Origin of the sequence: Stackebrandtia albiflava, assembly GCF_007994225.1 — a bacterium.
GTDB classification, from domain to species: Bacteria; Actinomycetota; Actinomycetes; order Mycobacteriales; family Micromonosporaceae; genus Stackebrandtia; species Stackebrandtia albiflava.
In genome coordinates, this window is sequence record NZ_VLLL01000007.1 from 389,133 (window position 1) to 406,371 (window position 17,239).

At 69.4% G+C, this 17,239-nt stretch carries 15 protein-coding genes; 5 read left to right on the top strand and 10 right to left on the bottom strand.

Annotated elements, in window-relative coordinates; all coding sequences use genetic code 11:
- From LX16_RS20765 to LX16_RS20795, 7 genes are all read right to left on the bottom strand, one after another.
- Window positions 1–864 (bottom strand): hypothetical protein, encoded by an 864-nt coding sequence (locus LX16_RS20765; RefSeq protein ID WP_147141803.1) that lies wholly within the window; start codon window positions 862–864, stop codon window positions 1–3.
- The gene (locus LX16_RS20770; protein ID WP_147141806.1) at window positions 861–1,379 is read right to left on the bottom strand and encodes a hypothetical protein; all 519 of its coding nucleotides are present in this window, start codon (window positions 1,377–1,379) and stop codon (window positions 861–863) included. The genes LX16_RS20765 and LX16_RS20770 overlap by 4 nt, the downstream gene beginning before the upstream one ends.
- Entirely contained in the window at window positions 1,369–1,920 is a 552-nt protein-coding gene (locus LX16_RS20775; RefSeq protein ID WP_147141808.1) for a hypothetical protein, read from the bottom strand. The genes LX16_RS20770 and LX16_RS20775 overlap by 11 nt, the downstream gene beginning before the upstream one ends.
- Before the next feature lie 162 nt (window positions 1,921–2,082).
- Window positions 2,083–2,640 carry a TIGR03086 family metal-binding protein gene (locus LX16_RS20780; protein ID WP_147141811.1) on the bottom strand — a complete coding sequence of 186 codons (558 nt, stop codon included), beginning with the start codon at window positions 2,638–2,640 and terminating at the stop codon, window positions 2,083–2,085.
- Between the two features lie 73 nt (window positions 2,641–2,713).
- Window positions 2,714–3,787, bottom strand: a complete 1,074-nt coding sequence (locus tag LX16_RS20785) for a hypothetical protein (RefSeq protein WP_147141814.1) — start codon at window positions 3,785–3,787, stop codon at window positions 2,714–2,716.
- Between the two features lie 31 nt (window positions 3,788–3,818).
- Window positions 3,819–5,561, bottom strand: a complete 1,743-nt coding sequence (locus tag LX16_RS20790) for a glycoside hydrolase family 35 protein (protein WP_147141818.1) — start codon at window positions 5,559–5,561, stop codon at window positions 3,819–3,821.
- A 58-nt stretch (window positions 5,562–5,619) separates the two neighbouring features.
- A complete protein-coding gene (locus LX16_RS20795; protein WP_147141821.1) occupies window positions 5,620–5,937 on the bottom strand; it encodes a hypothetical protein in 318 nt (105 codons plus the stop codon).
- Between the two features lie 123 nt (window positions 5,938–6,060).
- On the opposite strand from LX16_RS20795, the gene LX16_RS20800 reads away from it, so the two are divergent.
- From LX16_RS20800 to LX16_RS20815, 4 genes are all read left to right on the top strand, one after another.
- The gene (locus tag LX16_RS20800) at window positions 6,061–6,633 is read left to right on the top strand and encodes a DinB family protein (protein WP_147141826.1); all 573 of its coding nucleotides are present in this window, start codon (window positions 6,061–6,063) and stop codon (window positions 6,631–6,633) included.
- Between the two features lie 171 nt (window positions 6,634–6,804).
- Window positions 6,805–7,461: a hypothetical protein gene (locus tag LX16_RS20805; RefSeq protein WP_147141828.1), complete on the top strand. Its 657-nt coding sequence runs from the start codon at window positions 6,805–6,807 to the stop codon at window positions 7,459–7,461.
- Window positions 7,462–7,515: 54 nt separating this feature from the next.
- On the top strand, window positions 7,516–9,591 hold the full coding sequence (locus tag LX16_RS20810) for a flotillin family protein (protein WP_147141831.1): 2,076 nt from the start codon (window positions 7,516–7,518) through the stop codon (window positions 9,589–9,591).
- A gap of 82 nt (window positions 9,592–9,673) precedes the next feature.
- The gene (locus tag LX16_RS20815; RefSeq protein ID WP_211354656.1) at window positions 9,674–14,635 is read left to right on the top strand and encodes a DNA repair ATPase; all 4,962 of its coding nucleotides are present in this window, start codon (window positions 9,674–9,676) and stop codon (window positions 14,633–14,635) included.
- A 36-nt stretch (window positions 14,636–14,671) separates the two neighbouring features.
- On the opposite strand, the gene LX16_RS20820 is transcribed toward LX16_RS20815, so the two are convergent.
- Complete coding sequence (locus LX16_RS20820; protein ID WP_147141834.1) at window positions 14,672–14,992, bottom strand: hypothetical protein; 321 nt, start codon at window positions 14,990–14,992, stop codon at window positions 14,672–14,674.
- A 249-nt stretch (window positions 14,993–15,241) separates the two neighbouring features.
- Between LX16_RS20820 and LX16_RS20825 the strand changes: the two genes are divergently transcribed.
- The gene (locus tag LX16_RS20825) at window positions 15,242–16,297 is read left to right on the top strand and encodes a hypothetical protein (RefSeq protein ID WP_147141839.1); all 1,056 of its coding nucleotides are present in this window, start codon (window positions 15,242–15,244) and stop codon (window positions 16,295–16,297) included.
- 27 nt (window positions 16,298–16,324) lie between these two features.
- Here the strand turns inward: LX16_RS20825 and LX16_RS20830 are convergent, their stop codons facing one another.
- Window positions 16,325–16,855 carry a DinB family protein gene (locus LX16_RS20830; protein ID WP_147141842.1) on the bottom strand — a complete coding sequence of 177 codons (531 nt, stop codon included), beginning with the start codon at window positions 16,853–16,855 and terminating at the stop codon, window positions 16,325–16,327.
- Window positions 16,852–17,145: a hypothetical protein gene (locus LX16_RS20835; RefSeq protein ID WP_147141844.1), complete on the bottom strand. Its 294-nt coding sequence runs from the start codon at window positions 17,143–17,145 to the stop codon at window positions 16,852–16,854. Before LX16_RS20835 ends, LX16_RS20830 begins: the two co-directional genes overlap by 4 nt.
- Window positions 17,146–17,239: the final 94 nt, after the last annotated feature.

Consider the following 17,239-nt stretch of genomic DNA (forward strand, 5'->3'; position numbering starts at 1 on the left):
TCATGTGGTCGGGGCGAGGTCGTCGCCCGGTGCGTTCGGATCGACGGCCGCCAACTCGGGTTCCGGCGGAACGATCAGGGCGAGTCTCTCCTCGATCTCGAAGACGTTGTCGGCCAGCGTCCGCCGAATCTTCTCCTCCTCATAGGAGATCTCGATGTCGAGACCGACGAGCGCCTGGTGCATGCTGTCGAGGATCTCGCGCACCCACTGACCCTCCACGGTCACGGCCGCATTGGTTCCCGCCAGAGCCGTGTCGGCGGTGACTACGCCGATCATCACCGTTCCGAGTTTGCCGCCCACCGACGTCAACGCGCTGGTCACCAATCCGGCCACCTTGACGGTGATCTCCGCCCCCTCCTTCGCGGACAGCCACAACGGCCACGAGTCGATGCCCTCCAGGGCGGCCTTGGCGGTCTCTCCGATCTGGAACGCCTTGTCGCGCATGCGGTCATACAGCTCGGTGTGTACTGTGACCGCCGACCGCAGCGATTCGATCAGGGTGGCGTGGATGTCGCGGTAGTCGTCCCATCTGGCGACGTAGTTCTCGTCGAACGCCCGTTTCGCGGTGCCCTGCCAGCCGTCGAGGCCGAGTAGGGAATCCTTGAGCAGCGCGGCGTCCCCGAGGCTGACGGTGGTGATGGCGGATTCGAGGTGCGTGGCGATGTCGGCGAACCCGCCGAGGTCCGGGGTCGTGAACTTCTCGAACTCCACGAGGATCGAACGGTAGTTCCCTTCGACGTCCTCCTCCGGCCACATCATGCTGTCGGTGTCACCGTATTCACGGATGCGTTCCACCTCCCTGGCGTGGCAGGCCGCCATGAACACCTCGCGGGCGATCGCCCTGAGGTCGTCGTTCGTCGTCACTTGTCCTCCGGCAGTATCTCGGCGACCACGGCGGTGTCCGGGATGTCGGGGTTGACCGGGATGCCGGGGGCATCGGCCAGGTCGTCCCAGTCCTCGTCGACGAGGTCTTCGGCGACCTCGGCGTCGTGGGTGTCGATCAGATGGTCGAGCTGGTCGACGACGGTCCCGAGCGCCGTGGCGTTGTCGGTGTCGGCCGCCGCGAACGCCAGGGCGGACTTCTTCAGTACCGTGCCGACGTCGTAGAGGTTCTGCGCGGTACGGCCGAGGATCGCCTGGGTCAGGTCCCGGAGGTCTCGCCAATCGTCGTAGGCGAGCGACTTCCCGCTCCCTCTCCTGTTACTGAACGTCGTCTCCTCGTCCACCCGCTCGTAGGTGTAGCTCAGGTACTGGGAGGCCAGCGCGTAGGCGTTGGCCACTGTGGGCAGGTATACGTGTCCGGCTCTCCACAGGTTCATGCAGTCGGTCGCGAATCCGCTGATGTCGGTGCCGTCGCCGGAGGGTTCCTCATTGACCATGTGCGGCTTCCTCCCTCAGTCGTCGCATCTGCGTGTCGATGGCTCGTCGGGTCTCACGGAGCGCCTCGTCCAGGGCCCGGGCGGCGTCCGAGGTCGTGTCGGACACGATGTCCAGCAGGTCCTGGAGTGAACGGCCGTCGAGGGTTCCCGGTGAGAGCCCGACGATGACGTCGCCGTCACCGCACAACTCCACGACCACGGAGCCCGACAATCGCTCGGCGCGTCTCTCCAGACGCTCCGACTCCTCTCGGCATCGTCTCTTGTAGTCCCGCCACAGCCGGTGGCCGCCGGGGATGTCGTCGAGCTTCGCCGGTTTCTCACCTCGGTACCGGGTGACAACCTCGGCCCGGCGGGCGCGGACTTCGGCGACGAGTCGCCGGATGAGGTCTTCCAGGGTTTCGGCGAGTTCGTCCTCGCTCCAGTCACCACGCTCGGTGTCGTCGGCCGTCAGGTGTATGCGGCCGGTGGCGTCGCAACGTGCCGACAGTCTCCGGCAGCGGGAGAACAGCTCCACGGCGATGGTGGCGAGTTCCTGCGGCAAGGGGGATTCCTCCGTGGGCTCGGCTTCCCGTTGTCGAGTCGCGGTCGTCGAAGGGGCTCGCTCCGGATCGGGCGGTCTCGAAGGCTCCGTGACGCCTCGAATCCGTACGGTGTCATGTATAGCGCCGTAACGCAACCGGCCGGACACGTCGGGTCGTGGTCGTCAGGCGATCCGTCTGCCCAGGAAGGCGGCCAGCTGGTCGGCGGCGGTGGCGGTGGGCGGTGCCGGTTGTTCGGGTGCGAAGCGGCCGGGGTCGCGGGGCCTGCGTGCCATCCGGGCCCGGAGTTGCCGTAGTGCCGCCTCGGCCAGTTCGGGTTCCAGGTCGGTGGGCCGGCCGGTGGCGCGGGCGAGGTCCCAGCCGTGCGCCAGGAACTCGTGGATCCGCATCCGGGCGATCACGGTACCCGTGAGTTCGCCGTACGGTGTCGGCGTGACGCGTTCCAGGACCCCGTCGGCGGCGAGCAGTGCCCGGGTGTGCGCGACCGCCGCGTCGAACGCGGCGACCGGGTCGGTACTCGGATGGCCGGGGGACGGGTCGGGTGGCGGTTCGCCGTTCAGCACCGTGTCGGTCCACAGCTGCCCGTATACGAGGTGGTCGAGCAGTCGGCGCACGTTCCACCCCTCGCACGGTGTCGGTAGCGCGTACTGGCGGGATGTCAGGTCGCACAGCAGCTCCCGCATCACCGCCGCGGCCCGGTCGTAGTCGGTGAGAACGCTCATCGGATCATCGTCACACCGTTTCGAGTCGCCGTCGCGCCGATTTCGCCCGGTGGTCCACTGGGGATGGGAACCGTCAGCCGAGGATGTCGGCGTGGCTGACCCAGCCGCAGGAGGTGGTGCCGTCGACGTCGACCTGCACGATGTACCACTCGGACTGGGTGATGCCGTCGACGGGACCGAGCCGGCGGATCTCGTCGTAGGTTCCGGGTTCGGCGACGGGGGTGGCGGTCTCGTCCGGCGACACCCGTGGCGTCAGGTCGCCTTCGACCGGGGTGACGGACTGGTAGAACAGCGGGTGGCACCGGTCCACGGCACCGAACACCGGCGCGGTCTGGACGAGTTCGCCGTCGACGACGGAGACGGTGAGGGTTTCGGTGAGGGTCTCGTCGTTGCCGACTCCGTAGCAGCGGGCTCCGGCGGCGACGCCGCTGACGTCGAGGTGGACTGCGCCGTCCTCGGCGGTGACGGCGTCGATGGAGCACAGTCCGGCGATCGTGCGGTCCATCTGGACGAGTTCGCCGTCCTCCCACAACCAGACCAGCAGGTACGGGTAGCCGTACTCGTACGCGAGTTCGTCCATGACGGCCACCGCGTCGAGGTCCATGTCGCCGTCGAGGTCGGCGTACACGGGTTCGTGTATGTACTCGTAGACGACCGTCTCGAACGGTGTCGCGCCCTCCTGGGTGAACCCGCCGTCGGTGATGGTGACCTCGCGGGTCTCGGTGCCGGGACGGTACGTACTGGGAATGAGCACCGTGGTGTTCATGAGGTCGACGCCGGTCGCGGACTCGTCCATGACGGGCTCCACGATGGGCGCGGTGGCGCCGCCACCGGAGTCGGACAGCAGTACGCCTCCGGTGACCGCGGCGCCGGCGAGTACGACCACGCCGATCCCGGCGCCGATCTTGACGCCGAGCCCGCTCGCGGTGCCGCCGGCCGCGGCGGCCTGCGCCTGCGCCGCCGCCTGGGTGTGCAGGTGCGCGGCGTGTTGGGCGGCGGTCGTGGCGGCGGAGGCGGCGGGGGCGGACTGTCCGGCGAGGATCGCGGCGGAGGCCGCCGCGCCACCCGTGGCCGCCGCCGAGATCCCGATGTTGGCCTTGACAACGGTGTCTGCGGGATCTGTCGGCTGCGGCGAGTGGGATGTCATGCCGACACGGTAGCGAAGGCGCGCAGCGCGGTCAGTCGGCCGGTGCGGCGGTGGGGGTGCCGAGGTCGGCGTCGCGGTCCAGTGTGACGTGTCGTGGGGTGCGGGCGCCGGTCTCCAGGACGACTATCTCGTTGTCGCCCTCACGCAGCAGCGGCCACGGCAGGTACATCGTCTGTTGTGGACCTTCTGCGCGGTATCGGCCGAGGCAGAATCCGTTGACCCATACGTACCCGGCGTCGCCGTCGACGACGCGCAGGTGGCTGTCGCCGGGTTCGGTGACGGTGAGGACGCCGCGGTGGAACGCGGGGCCGGGGGTGTCGCGGTCGCCGGTTCCCCAGGTGAGCCAGCCGATGTCGTCGAGGTCGATGGGCAGTGCCCGCCAGCCGTGTAGGGTCTGGCGGCCGTGCCGGACACCGTCGAGGATCCCCTTGGACTCGCCGAGCATCGGCCCGAAGTTCACCCGGCCCAGTGATTCCACGAGGATGTCGAGGTCGGCCCGGTCGGCGGCGGAGGCCAACGGTGTGCCGGTGGTCTCGTCGCGTCGCAGTACGGCGATGAGTGAGCCGTCGACGAAGACCTGGGCCAGGTCGGCGAGTCCGGCGAGTTCCAGGGTCTCCTGTTGCCGTGGCCCGCGCAGTTCGTGCCGGTACAGCACCATGCCCTGGTCGTGGCCGAGTTCCTCGAACCGTGGCGGCAGCGGTCGTTCGGTGGCGGGGAGGTCGGGGAGTGCGTCGAGCAGTGGTCGCCGTTCGGTGAGCGGTACGACGGCGGGTGCGAGCCGGGGTGGTTCGGGCGGGAGCTCGCCGACGGGGAGGTGGCGGCCGATGACCTCCCGGAAGGCGTGGAACTTGGCGGTGGGGCGGCCGGTCTCGTCGATGGGTGCGTCGTAGTCGTAGGAGGTGACGGTCGGCTGGTATCCGGCCTCGTGGTTGGCGCCGGCCCAGAGCCCGAAGTTGGTGCCGCCGTGCGCCATGTAGATGTTGACGGAGGCACCGGAGGTCAGCATGCGGTCGAGGACGTCGGCGGCGTCCGCGGCGTCGCGGACGTGGTGGGATTCGCCCCAGTGGTCGAACCAGCCGTTCCAGAACTCCATGCACCAGTGCTTGTCGCCGGGCCGGTGGTGTGCGAGGGTCGCGAACGCGGTCTCGGGGCGGGAGCCGAAGTTGACGGTGGCGAGTGCGCCGGGAACGGTTCCGGCGGTGAGCATGGCGTCGGTGGGTCCGTCGGAGGTGAACAGCGGCACGGTGATACCGAGTGCGGTCAACCGGTCGGCGAGGTGGCGCAGGTAGGCGGCGTCGCTTCCGTAGGAGCCGTACTCGTTCTCGATCTGGACGGCGACGACGTTGCCGCCTCGGTCGGTCTGCCGTTCCGCGATCCGGGGTATGAGGACGTCGAACCAGGTGTCGACGGCGGTGAGGAACGCGGGGTCGGCGCACCGTAGTGGCGCGTGGCGGTCCGCCGCCCGCAGCCACGCCGGGAGGCCGCCGTTCTCCCATTCGGCGCAGATGTAGGGGCCGGGGCGGGCGATGACGGCGAGGTCGAGCCGGGCGGCGGTGTCGAGAAATCCGGTCAGGTCGGCGAGGCCGGTGAAGTCGTATTCGCCGCGGCGGCGTTCGTGGAGGTTCCACGGGACGTACGTCTCGACGCACTCGGCTCCCATTGCGCGCAGCATCCGCAACCGGTGTTCCCACTGCCGCGGGTGGACGCGGAAGTAGTGAACCGCTCCCGACACGATCCGACGCTCTGGCCGCAGGAAGTCATCACCGGTCAACATGTTCACACACGGTAGAGCATGGTGACGGCGCCGCGAACGGCGCGGTGGCTTAGAGCTCCTACTCCGCCGGAGCCGGTTTCACGACGGAGTCGAGGACGCCGTCACCGGTGGTGTCGCGTTCGATGACGTCGGGTTCGCCGTCGCCGTCGACGTCGGTCTCCAGGGTGTCGTAGACGCCGTCACCGTCGGAGTCGACGACCCGGGTCCGGTACGTGTGGTCGCCGTCGAGGTCGGCGTACACCTCGCCCTCGGGGGTGACGACCGCGTCGAACTTGCCGTCCCGGTTGTAGTCGATGTAGGTGTGGTCCCCGATCCTGGTCAGTTCGTCGGGGACGCCGTCCCCGTTCAGGTCGTAGGTCTTGTCCGGCTCGGTCATCGCGCGGCACGCCTTTCACTGTGGGCGGTGGAAGTCCCGTCACCATAGCCCGGCGGCACCGGCCGCGTCCCGTCGTACCCGGGTGGCACCATGAGACGGACCGACCACGGAGAGGAGCCCACAATGGCCAGTATGGTGCCACCGACCGACGACGAGACGCACAACCTGTTCGCCTACGTGGATCAACAGCGCGACGCGTTCCGGCAGGTCGCGCACGGTCTCACCGACGAGCAGGCCCGGCGGCGGCCGGTACCCACCAGTGAGCTGAGCATCGGCGGCCTCGTCAAACACGTCGCCCAGATGGAACGCGGCTGGGTGGCGCTGGCGGTGGACGGTACGCCACCCGGCTACGACCCCGAGGGGTTCACGATGCTGCCGGAGGAGACGCTGAAGGTGCTGCTCGCGGACCTCGCCGCGTGCGGCCGTGAGACCCGTGCCGCCCTCTCGGGGCTCGACATGGACCATCCGGTGCCGGTACCCGCGGGCGTGCCGTGGTTCCCGAAGGACGTGACGGCGTGGTCGCTGCGGTGGATGCTCGCGCACCTGGTCGAGGAGCTGGCACGGCACGCCGGGCATGCCGACCTGGTCCGCGAGGCGTTGGACGGCAAGACCATGTACGAACTGCAGGCGATGGCCGACGGCCGCCACGAGGAGTACCTGGCGATGATGCGGGAGGCCCTGGGCGGCGGATCCTGACTCCCCAGTGGAGTGGATCTCGCCGGGTGGGCGGGCCGCCACCCACCGTTCGTCCGATGACGCCACCGTGGCCGGTCGCATATCTTCAAGATCGTCGACACACCCGGTTGCGGCCCGCTTGTACCGTGTGACTCGGCGACACCTGCACGGGAACACGGGAGTGGAGGCGCGATGGGCGACCTGGTGGAGATCAGTTTCGGTTTCCCCACCGTCGTCTTCAGTTTCGCCTTCATCGTCGTCATACTCTTCTGGCTGGTCGCGCTGTGCGGCCTGGTCGGCAGCGACGTCCTCGACACCGAGACCGACACCGGCGGCTCCTCCGGCGGCATCACCGGACTGCTCCCGGTGACCCGGGCCTCCCGGTCGGTACCGGTGACGGTGGTGCTGTCGCTGTGGATCGCACTGGCCTGGTTCGGCTCGGTCGCGGCGACCGTCCTGTTGCGGCAGTGGGAGCCCGGCGGCACCGCCGGTGTGCTCCTGGGACTGCTGACACCGGTCTTCGCGGCGGTACTGGCCTGGGTCGCCACCACTCTGGTGGTGTGGCCGCTGGGCCGGTTCTACGGCGAGGCGCCCGCGGCGTCCCGGCACGACTTCGTCGGCAGGACCTGCCGGATCCGCACCCAGACGGTGGGCGCGGACTTCGGTCAGGCCGAGATCACCTCCACCGACGGTTCCTCCGCGATCATCCCGGTCCGTACTCACGGCCGGGACGTCGGAGAACTGAAGGCGGGAGACACCGCTCTCGTATACGAGTACGACCCACACGGGGAGTTCTTCCTGGTCGCGCCGTTCGATCTGGCGACCGGTCCCAATCCGCCCGTGCGCTGACACGCACCGTTCCGCCCCCGCCCCCATCCGCGTCACATCGGAGGTCCCATCTAGATGGAAGCCATCACCGCGGGCTTCGGCCTGCTCATCGGCGTGGCACTGCTGATCCTGCTCGCCATCCTGCTCATCATCGTCCGCCTGTTCCGGAAAGTGGAACAGGGCAAGGCGCTCATCATCTCCAAGATGCGGCGCGTCGACGTCACGTTCACCAGTGCCGTGGTGCTGCCGGTGCTTCACCGCGCCGAGCTGATGGACATCTCCGTCAAGACGATCGACATCTCGCGCACCGGCCAGGAGGGCCTGATCTGCCGGGACAACATCCGCGCCGACATCCGCATCTCGTTCTTCGTCCGGGTCAACAAGACCAAGGAGGACGTCATCAAGGTGGCGCAGGCCATCGGTTCGGAGCGCGCCAGCAGCCGCGAGACGCTGCAGGAACTGTTCAACGCGAAGTTCTCCGAGGCGTTGAAGACGGTCGGCAAGCAGCTCGACTTCGTCGACCTGTACACGCAGCGCGACCAGTTCCGCGACCAGATCATCCGTGTCATCGGCACCGACCTCAACGGTTACAGCCTCGAGGACGCCGCGATCGACTACCTGGAGCAGACGCCGCTCGACAGTCTCGACCCGCAGAACATCCTCGACGCGCAGGGCATCCGCAAGATCACCGAGTTGACGGCGATCGAGGCGGTCCGCACCAACGACTACCGGCGCAACGAGGAGAAGGAGCTGACCCGGCAGAACGTCGAGGCCCGGGAGGCCATCCTCGAGCTGGAACGCCGCCAGGCCGACGCCGAGATGAAGCAGCGCCGCGAGATCGAGACGGTCCGCGCCCGCGAGGAGGCCATGATCAACCGGGTCCGGGCGGAGGAGCGGCTGAAGGCGCAGGAGGCCGAGATCCGCACCGACGAGACCCTCGGCATCCAGCGCGAGAACCAGCAGCGTGAGATCGCGGTGGCCGAGAAGAACCGGGAACGGGTCCTGGCCATCGAGAGTGAACGCATCGAGAAGGACCGCCTGCTGGAGGTGGTGGGCAGGGAACGCGAGATCGAACTCGCCACCATCGCCAAGAACAAGGAGGTCGAGGGCGAGAAGCGCGACATCGCCGACGTGGTGCGGGAACGCATCGCCGTGGAGCGGACGGTGGCCGAGCAGGAGGAGGCCATCAAGCGGCTCCGCACCGTCGAGGAGGCCGAGCGGCTGCGGCAGGCGGCGATCATCGCCGCGGAGGCCGAGGCGCAGGAACGACTCGTCAAGGACATCAAGGCGGCCGAGGCCGCCGAGGCCGCCGCCAAGCACCGGGCCCGGGAGAACCTGACGCTGGCCGAGGGCCGGCAGCAGGCCGCGGAGCTGGAGGCGCAGGCCATGATCCGGCTCGCCGAGGGCAAGAAGGCCGACGAGGCCGCCGCCGGCCTGGCACACGCCGAGGTGATGGAGGCCGAGGCGGAGGCGCTGGAGAAGGCCGGTATCGCGGAGGCGAAGGCCGCCGAGGCGCGGGGCCGCGCGGAGGCGGAGGTCACCGAGGCGAAGGGTCGGGCCACCGCGCAGGCGACCGAGCTGACCGGTGTCGCCGAGGCGACGGCGCTGCGGGAGCGGCTGCGCGGCGAGGCCGACGGCCTCACCGAGAAGGCCGCCGCGATGGCGGCGCTGGACGCGGCGTCCCGGGAGCACGAGGAGTACCGGCTGCGGCTGGAGACCGAGAAGGACATCCGGTTGGCGCACGTCAACGCGCAGCGGGAGATCGCGCAGGCGCAGGCGAGCGTCCTCGCGACCGGGCTGGAGAAGGCCGACATCTCGATCGTGGGTGGCGACGGCGCGTTCTTCGACCGGGTCACCGGCGCCGTCGGCATGGGCAAGGCCGTCGACGGTTTCGTGCAGGGGTCCGAGGTCGTCAACGGCCTGGCGGGTGCCTGGTTGAACGGTTCCCGCGAGTTCACCGACGACCTGACGGGCCTGCTGGCCGGGGTCGACAGCAACGACCTGAAGAACCTGTCGATCGCGGCGCTGTTGACGAGACTGATCGCGCAGGGCGGGCCGGACACGGCCAAACTCAACAGCCTGCTGGATTCGGCGCGGACCATCGGGGTCGCCGAGACCCCGTTGGCGGCGCTGGCCGCGAGTACGCGCTGACACCACCCGGGGCCGCCACTCCGCGTGTGGCGGCCCCGGTTCACCATTCGACCGGTCCGTTTCGTGCCCGTGAGGATCACCGTTGAGCGAATTGGAAACCCCGAGCCCGAGTGCCGAACTGGACGCCGGGACGTACGAGGTGCTGCGCGATCGGTTGGCGCAGCACGCCGCCGAACTCGCCCGCCGCGCCGAGGCGTTGAACGACGAGCGGCTGAAGGTGTTCGGCGGCACCGAGATGCGCCTGTTGGGCACCGACCGGATCCGCACCGAGAACAACTGCGTCCCGCGTGACATCGTGCAGGTGGGTGGCCGGATGCTGTTCGGCTACAACGTGTTCATCGGGTTGAAGCCGCAGACCGACGTGTCGGACGTGTTCGCGTTGCACTCGTTCCGGCGGGACGGTGAGGCGTTCTCGTTCGCGCCCGCCGAGGACGACGCGCTGCTGGGTGACCCGGCGTTCCGGGCGGACTTCGCGGAGCTGTACCGGTATTACCGGCAGGCGCAGCTGCTCCAGTTGCGTCGGGTCGCGGGGCGGCTGTTGGCGGTGTTCCGGATCGGCGAGAAGATCGACGACATCCGGGTGCTGCGATGGGAGGTGACTCCGCCGGGTGACACGGTCGCGTACCTGGACTCACGGGGCGAACGCGATCACGTGTTCCCCGAACAGCACGACTTCGAGTGGACGCCGACGACCCGCGACGACCACATCGGCGGCCGGCATCCGCACATCTCGATCGAGGGCGAGGTCTTCGTCGAGTGCGTCGGCGGGACGTTGACCGTCAAGATCGAGGACAACACCTCCACCGGGGAGGGCATCTACTCCGAGCCGGTGACGGAGAAGTTGCAGAGTCTCGCCGACGCCGACGTGTCGTACGCCCGCATCGGTCCGCTGATCCTGTTGAAGATACTGCCGTACAACGAGACGGTGTGGCGGTACCTGGTGTTCAACACCCGCACCAAGACCGTCACGCGCGCCGACGGTATCGGTGAGGCGTGCCGGAGCCTGCCGGAGGAGCAGGGGGTCATCTTCCCCGGCGGCTACTACCTGGCGACGGGTGTGCACAAGACCTTCGACACCGACGTCACGGGCTTGGAGTTCGAGCGGGTCGTCCGCTCCCCCAACGGCGAGGACGTCCTGTACGTCTTCCACGCCCGTGAGGACGGGCGGAGCCTGCTGTTGCCGTACAACGTGATCCGTAAGGAGATCAGCACTCCGCTGCCGTGCCACGGTTACTCGATCTTCGAGGACGGCACGATGGTGGCGTTCCGGGCGAGTTCGGAGGAGCCGACCCGGGTGCACCCGATGCAGGTGTGGCAGACGCCGTTCGTGTCGGACACCTACGCCGCGGCGCAGCCGGTGGGTGACAGTCCGATGGAGCGGTTGGGCAACGCCGACCTGGTGCGGGGTGTTTCGGACGCGTTGTCGGTGTCGCGGATGGTCGCGGACATGGCGCCGTCGGCGGAGGTGTTCGAGGCGCTGATCGCGGCCTGTACCCGCGCCTTCGACGCCTACCACTGGTTGTCGGACGCGGCGTTCGGCGGTCTGGACGAGCCGTTGGCGGCGGTCCGGGACACCGCGCAGGCGGTGTTGGAGGAGTACGAGACGGTCGCGGCGTTGCGGCAGCGTGCCGCCGACGCGTTGCGGGACGCGGGCCGCGACGTCACCGCGGTCATCCGGCGGTCGAGCGGGGAGGCGCCCAAGAGCGCCGACGCCTGGGTGACGCAGTTGGCGGAGCTCCGGGCCGCGCAGGGCCGCTTGGTGACCCTGTCGGAGATGCGTTACATCGACGCGGCCGGTGTCGCGGCGTTGTCGGAGTCGGTGGTCGCGGAGTCGGCGTCGGCGGGGCGGCGCGCGGTCGCGTTCCTGGGTGGGGCCGAGGCCTTCACCGACTACCACCGGCAGATCGACGCGCTCGCCGAGGAGGCGGGCGGCCTGGAGTCGGTGGCGCAGGCGGCGCCGTTGACGGCCCGGTTGTCGGAGCAGAGCGACGGACTGGAGGTCCTCACCGAGGTCGTGTCCAGTCTGGACATCGACGACGTGACGGTGCGGACCGGCATCCTGGAACGCATCGCGGAGGTGCTCGCGGCGGTCAACCGGGCGAGGGCGATCCTCACCGCCAGGCGCCGGGAACTGCTCGACTCCGAGGGACGCGCGGAGTTCGCCGCCGAGTTCGCGCTGTTCGGGCAGGCCGTCACCGCGGGACTGGCGGCGGCCGACAGCCCCGAGGCGTGCGACGAGCAACTCGGCAAGCTGATGCTGCAACTGGAGAACCTGGAGTCCCGGTTCAGCGAGTTCGACGACTTCCTCGCCCGGCTGGGAGACAAACGCACCGACGTCTACGAGGCGTTCGCGACGCGCAAACAGGCGCTGTTGGACGAACGCGCCCGCCGCGGCGAACGGCTCACCACCTCCGCGGACCGGATCCTGACCAGCGTCGCGCGTCGGTGCGCCACATTGGAGTCCGTCGACGCGGTAAACACGTACTTCGCGACCGACCCGATGGTCGTGAAACTGCGCGGCATCGCAGAGGAACTGCGCGGGCTGGGCGACCAGGTGCGCGCCGAGGAACTGCTGGGCCGCATCAAGGCCGCCCGCCAGGAGGCGGGCCGGTCGCTGCGGGACCGGCAGGACCTGTACGACGGCGACACCATCACGCTGGGCGGCCACCGGCTCCCGGTCAACACGCAGCCGATGGAGCTGACGCTGGTCCCGGCGGGTGACCGGTTGGCGTTCTCGCTGTCGGGCACCGACTACCGGTCCGTGGTGGACGATCCGGCGTTCGACGACACCCGGGAGTTCTGGAACCAACTGGTGGTGTCGGAGACACCGGAGGTGTACCGCGCCGAACACCTGGCGACGGTGGTCCTCGCCGAGACCGACCGGGCGGTGCTGCGGCAGGCCGCACTGTCCGATGCGGACCTGTTGTCGCTGGTCCGTGACCACGCCGAACGCCGCTTCGACGAGGGATACCAGCGGGGCGTCCACGATCACGACGCCGCCGCGATCCTGCGCGTCGTGCTGCGGCTGGAGGCCGGGGCCGGCCTGTTGCGCTACCCGCCGGCCGAACGCGCGGCGGCGGCCCTGTTCTGGGCGTACGGCACCGACGACGCGACCCGCCCGGTGTGGTCGGCGCGCAGCCGCTCACTGGCGGCGGCCCGCGCCGTGTTCGGGCGGGCCGCGGCGATGACGGAGTTGGCGGACGAACTGGCCGAGGCGATCTCCGCCTTCCACGTGTCGGCGGGCGTCCCGGTGGAGTTCGACGCCGGTCTCGCAGGTGAGTACCTGTGCGAGGAACTCGCCGCCGACGAACCCGGTTTCGTCACGAGCGACACCGCCCGCGCGCTGTGGAAACGGTTCCACCGCAGGCTGGGGCGCGAAGGGGTCGCCGAGTTCCGGGGCCACCTCGCGGCGCTCCCCGACGACGTCGGCGGGCTCGCGACGCGCCGGGAACTGGTGGCCGCCTGGCTGGACGCGTTCGTGTCCGGTGAGGACGGTGACGGGCCGCCGATGGAACTGCCCGAGGCGGTGGCTCTGGAACTGTTGGGGGAACGGGTCGAGCGGTACGACTCCGCCGCGGAACTGACCGGGACGGTGGACGAACTGCTGGGCACCCATCCCCGCGTCTCGGGCCGGAGCCTGCCGGTGCGGCTGGACGAACTGTTGTCACGTACCCGGGTGTTCCGGCGAGACCGCGTCCCCCGGTTCCGCGAGTTCCTGCGGCGCCGCAACGCCCTGGTGGCCGCGGAGCGGGAACGGCTGCGGGTGGACGAGTTCCAGCCGAAGGTGATGAGCGCGTTCGTCCGGAACCGGCTGCTCGACGACGTGTACCTGCCGTTGATCGGCGCGAACCTCGCCAAGCAGATGGGCGCGGCGGGCGACGCCAAACGCACCGACCAGTCCGGGATGCTGCTGTTGATCTCGCCTCCCGGCTACGGCAAGACCACGTTGATGGAGTACGTGGCGAGCCGGCTGGGCATGGTGTTCGTCAAGGTGAACGGCCCGTCCCTGGGTCACGAGGTCACCTCGCTGGACCCCGCCGACGCCCCGGACGCCACCGCGCGGCAGGAGGTCGAGAAGATCTCGTTCGCCCTGGAGGCCGGCAACAACGTCATGTTGTACCTGGACGACATCCAGCACACCAACCCGGAGCTGTTGCAGAAGTTCATCTCGCTGTGCGACGGGCAACGGCGGATGGAGGGCGTGTGGCGGGGCCGCACCCGCACCTACGACCTGCGGGGCAAGCGGTTCGCGGTCGTCATGGCGGGCAACCCGTACACCGAGTCGGGGAAGCGGTTCCGTATCCCGGACATGCTCGCCAACCGGGCCGACGTGTGGAACCTGGGTGACGTGCTGTCGGGCCGCGAGGAGGTGTTCGCGTCGAGCTACCTGGAGAACGCGTTGACCTCCAACCCGGTGCTGGCGCCGCTGGCGTCGCGGGAACGCGGCGACCTGGAGCTGCTGGTGAGGCTCGCCGGGCGGGACGCCACCGCGAACGCGGAGGCGTTGTCGTACGCGTATCCGGCGGCCGAGCTGGAGCAGATCCTTTCGGTGCTGCGGAAGCTGTTGCGGGTGCGGGACGTGGTGCTGCGCAACAACCAGGCGTACATCGCGTCGGCGGCGCAGGCCGACTCGTCCCGTACCGAGCCGCCGTTCGGCCTGCAGGGTTCCTACCGGAACATGAACAAGCTGGCGGAGCGGGTCGTCCCGGTCATGAACGACGCCGAGTTGGAGGCCGTCATCGACGACCACTACCTGGGCGAGGCGCAGACGCTCACCTCCGGCGCGGAGGCGAACCTGTTGAAGCTGGCGGAGTTGCGCGGCCGGTTGACGCCGGAGCAGGCGGACCGGTGGACGCAGGTGAAGGCGGCGTTCGTGCGTGAACAGGCGCTCGGCGGCGACGGGGAGGACCCGGCGTCGCGTGCGGTCGGTGCGCTGGGCCTGTTGGCGGACGCGATAGGCGGTGTCGAGGCGGCGATCGCCAAGGCCGCCGATCCACGTGCGACGGCCCGGGGTACGGCCGCCGTGTACGGCAGACCGTCGTGACGGGCCGGGCCGGTGGTTCGCCGGCCCGGACGGTTCTCAGATCCGTGGTCTCGGCGTCCTGCCGGTGCCGAGGCCCGGGTCGTCGTCGATGACCAGGTTGCTGTACTTGTCGGTGAGGGTGTCGTACTCGGTGCTGACGTCTCGCAGGTACTCCAGCATGTCGCCGAGCGTGTCGTGTTCGAGTGACGTGACCGGCACCTTGTCGTCGGCGAGGGTGTGGAAAAGTCCCTCACCGGCCATGGTGTACTCACCGCCGTCGATCACGGACTTGAATCCGAGTTCGTAGCGCTTGGGGATGCGCGATTTGAACGTCTCGACGAACGACTTCGTGATCTCGTCGAACTCCCACTCTTCCATCTGGACGCCTCCTGGGGAACGGTCACCGCCGGATGCGATGACGTCGTCTGTCCTGTGACGCACACGTGCGACACGGTCGGACCCGAGCGCGCCGGCATATCGACCTCAATGGATGGTGAGCTTCCGGATCGGCGGCGCGGGAACGGATTGCGGCCCACCATATCCATCGACGAACGGTGATGCCAACGGAGTGTCATTGATCGGACACCGATCGGCGCGAATGATGGGCCGTGATCGGTACGCTGTGGTGTGATCCTCGGACTGCTCTTCGCCTCGGCCGCCGGCGCACTCGGCGGCGTGCTGCTGACGAACCTGGTCACCGGTGCGCCGGGCGGCCACGTCGAATGGTTCTGGACCACCGGGCTGATACTGCTGACCTGCCTCACCGCCGCACTGTGGCTGTCGGCGGGTTCCCTGACGCCGCCACCGCACCGGCTGCGGGCCGGCCTCGCGCGGGGACGCGGTGCCGTCGCCCGGGTCGTCACCGCCGCACCCGGAACCGAGGAGGAAGAGATCGCGGTCGTGGTGGCCCCCGACGACGGCCCGCCCTACCGGAGCACGGTGTCGCTGCGGGCCTTCGAGGAACCGCCGGAGACCGGTGACGTGATCGTCGTCGTCCGTGACCGCCCCGACCGTCCCCGGGCGTGGTGGCTGCGCGAACCCGACGCCGCGTGGCGCGCGAAGGCCGAGGCCGCCCGCGACGCGGCACCCCACGACGCTCCTGAATGGACACCCCGGAGACGCCCCCGCACCGGGCAGGTGCTCGGCCAAGGGATCGTCGCCGTGCTCGCCGCCGCCGGGCTCATGTCGCTGCACGCGGAGGAGATCGGTTGGGGGCTGCGGAGTATCGCGGCCGGTGAGGACCTCAACGACATGACGTCCGGCCCCCGGCAGGCCGAGGCGGTCGCCGCCATCGCCGAGGCGGCGGGAACCACGTCGTTCACCGGGCTCCACCTGTACCAGGACGGCCGGGTCCTCGCGACCGTCGTCGTCCCGGGGGAGACGGTGGAACGGGAGTGGCAGTGGGATCGCGGCCGGGCGTTTGAGCGCGACGTCCCGGGTTCACCGGTGACGGCCGCACCGGGTGCCGCGTTCGAGGTGACGGACGTCGACTGGCACGGCATCGCGGCACTGCGTCTCACCGCGATCGACCTTCTCGGGCTCGACGACCCGGACGAGACCTGGCTGGCGGTGGAACGCCACCACATGCCGTCCGACTCCGGCGCCTCGCCGATCCTCGTCCGGTTCACCTTCGACCGGACCGAACGGATCGAGTTCACCGTCGGCGGCGAGGTGTTCGAGTGACGCCGTGAACCGTCTCGGCGGCCGGGTTCAGGCGGTGCGGGCGTACAGGTCCCGGACGAAGGCGATCTCGGCGGTGTGGTGTATCAGTTCGCGGTTCATCCACCACACGATGTCCAGCACCGGCAGGGTCGGGTCGAGGCCCCACGGGAAGGCGCAGCGCCCCACCACGTCGAGTTCGTCGTCGCGGAGCGCGGTGACCGCGTCCCGCCACTCCGCCCACGACTCGGTCAGCGCCGGTGCCGCCGACGCGGCGGTCTCGGGCCAGTCGAGGTCGTCGTAGGTCAACCGGCATTCGCCGACCGTGTAGGCGGCGCGGAGCTTCGCCATCCCGTACAGATGACCGGTCAACAGGATGATGCTGCGGGTGCGCGGCGCGTCGTCGGGCACCGGGGCGGGCCGCAACCGGCCGTTCTCGCCCCGGACGACCGTGGCGGCGTCCGGTTCGGGCAGCCAGCGGTACTCGTCGTCGGTCATCCCGGCCATCCGCTCCAGCGCCATCGACAGCGAGATGTCGAGCTGCGCCATCAACGGCGCCAACCGTGGCACGACGTCGTTCACGTGTCTCTCCCGTCGGTAGGACGTACCGGTGCTCCGATGTACATCCTCCCCGACCCCTGTGACATCCGGATCACTACCGGTGGATTCTCATGCCGCCGCGCTACGTGGATCACTTCGACGGACCGACTCGTCGGTAACAGTCCGTACTTACGACGCATCTCGGCCAAGGGAATACGGGTGCCGTCGTCCTCGGACTTCGCGGCGTCATAGGCGGCGATGTCACCCGCCGTTTCGGGATCTTCCGGCTTCTCCGGACCGGTCGGCGTTGCGGCGGGCTTGTCGTTCTCCATCACCGACGCGGTTCCACGGTCGTGTGGTGCTCAGCGGTCGAGTTCACCTTCCCGTTGAATCATACGGAATCACCACATATGGTACGTGTGGCAC

Excerpts from the sequence above, each read along its gene's own strand:
- LX16_RS20770 (WP_147141806.1), bottom strand. The coding sequence starts at position 1,379 with ATGGTCAATGAGGAACCCTCCGGCGACGGCACCGACATCAGCGGATTC.
- LX16_RS20780 (WP_147141811.1), bottom strand. The coding sequence starts at position 2,640 with ATGAGCGTTCTCACCGACTACGACCGGGCCGCGGCGGTGATGCGGGAG.
- LX16_RS20785 (WP_147141814.1), bottom strand. The coding sequence starts at position 3,787 with ATGACATCCCACTCGCCGCAGCCGACAGATCCCGCAGACACCGTTGTC.
- LX16_RS20790 (WP_147141818.1), bottom strand. The coding sequence starts at position 5,561 with ATGTTGACCGGTGATGACTTCCTGCGGCCAGAGCGTCGGATCGTGTCG.
- LX16_RS20795 (WP_147141821.1), bottom strand. The coding sequence starts at position 5,937 with ATGACCGAGCCGGACAAGACCTACGACCTGAACGGGGACGGCGTCCCC.
- LX16_RS20800 (WP_147141826.1), top strand. The coding sequence starts at position 6,061 with ATGGCCAGTATGGTGCCACCGACCGACGACGAGACGCACAACCTGTTC.
- LX16_RS20805 (WP_147141828.1), top strand. The coding sequence starts at position 6,805 with ATGGGCGACCTGGTGGAGATCAGTTTCGGTTTCCCCACCGTCGTCTTC.
- LX16_RS20810 (WP_147141831.1), top strand. The coding sequence starts at position 7,516 with ATGGAAGCCATCACCGCGGGCTTCGGCCTGCTCATCGGCGTGGCACTG.
- LX16_RS20820 (WP_147141834.1), bottom strand. The coding sequence starts at position 14,992 with ATGGAAGAGTGGGAGTTCGACGAGATCACGAAGTCGTTCGTCGAGACG.
- LX16_RS20835 (WP_147141844.1), bottom strand. The coding sequence starts at position 17,145 with ATGGAGAACGACAAGCCCGCCGCAACGCCGACCGGTCCGGAGAAGCCG.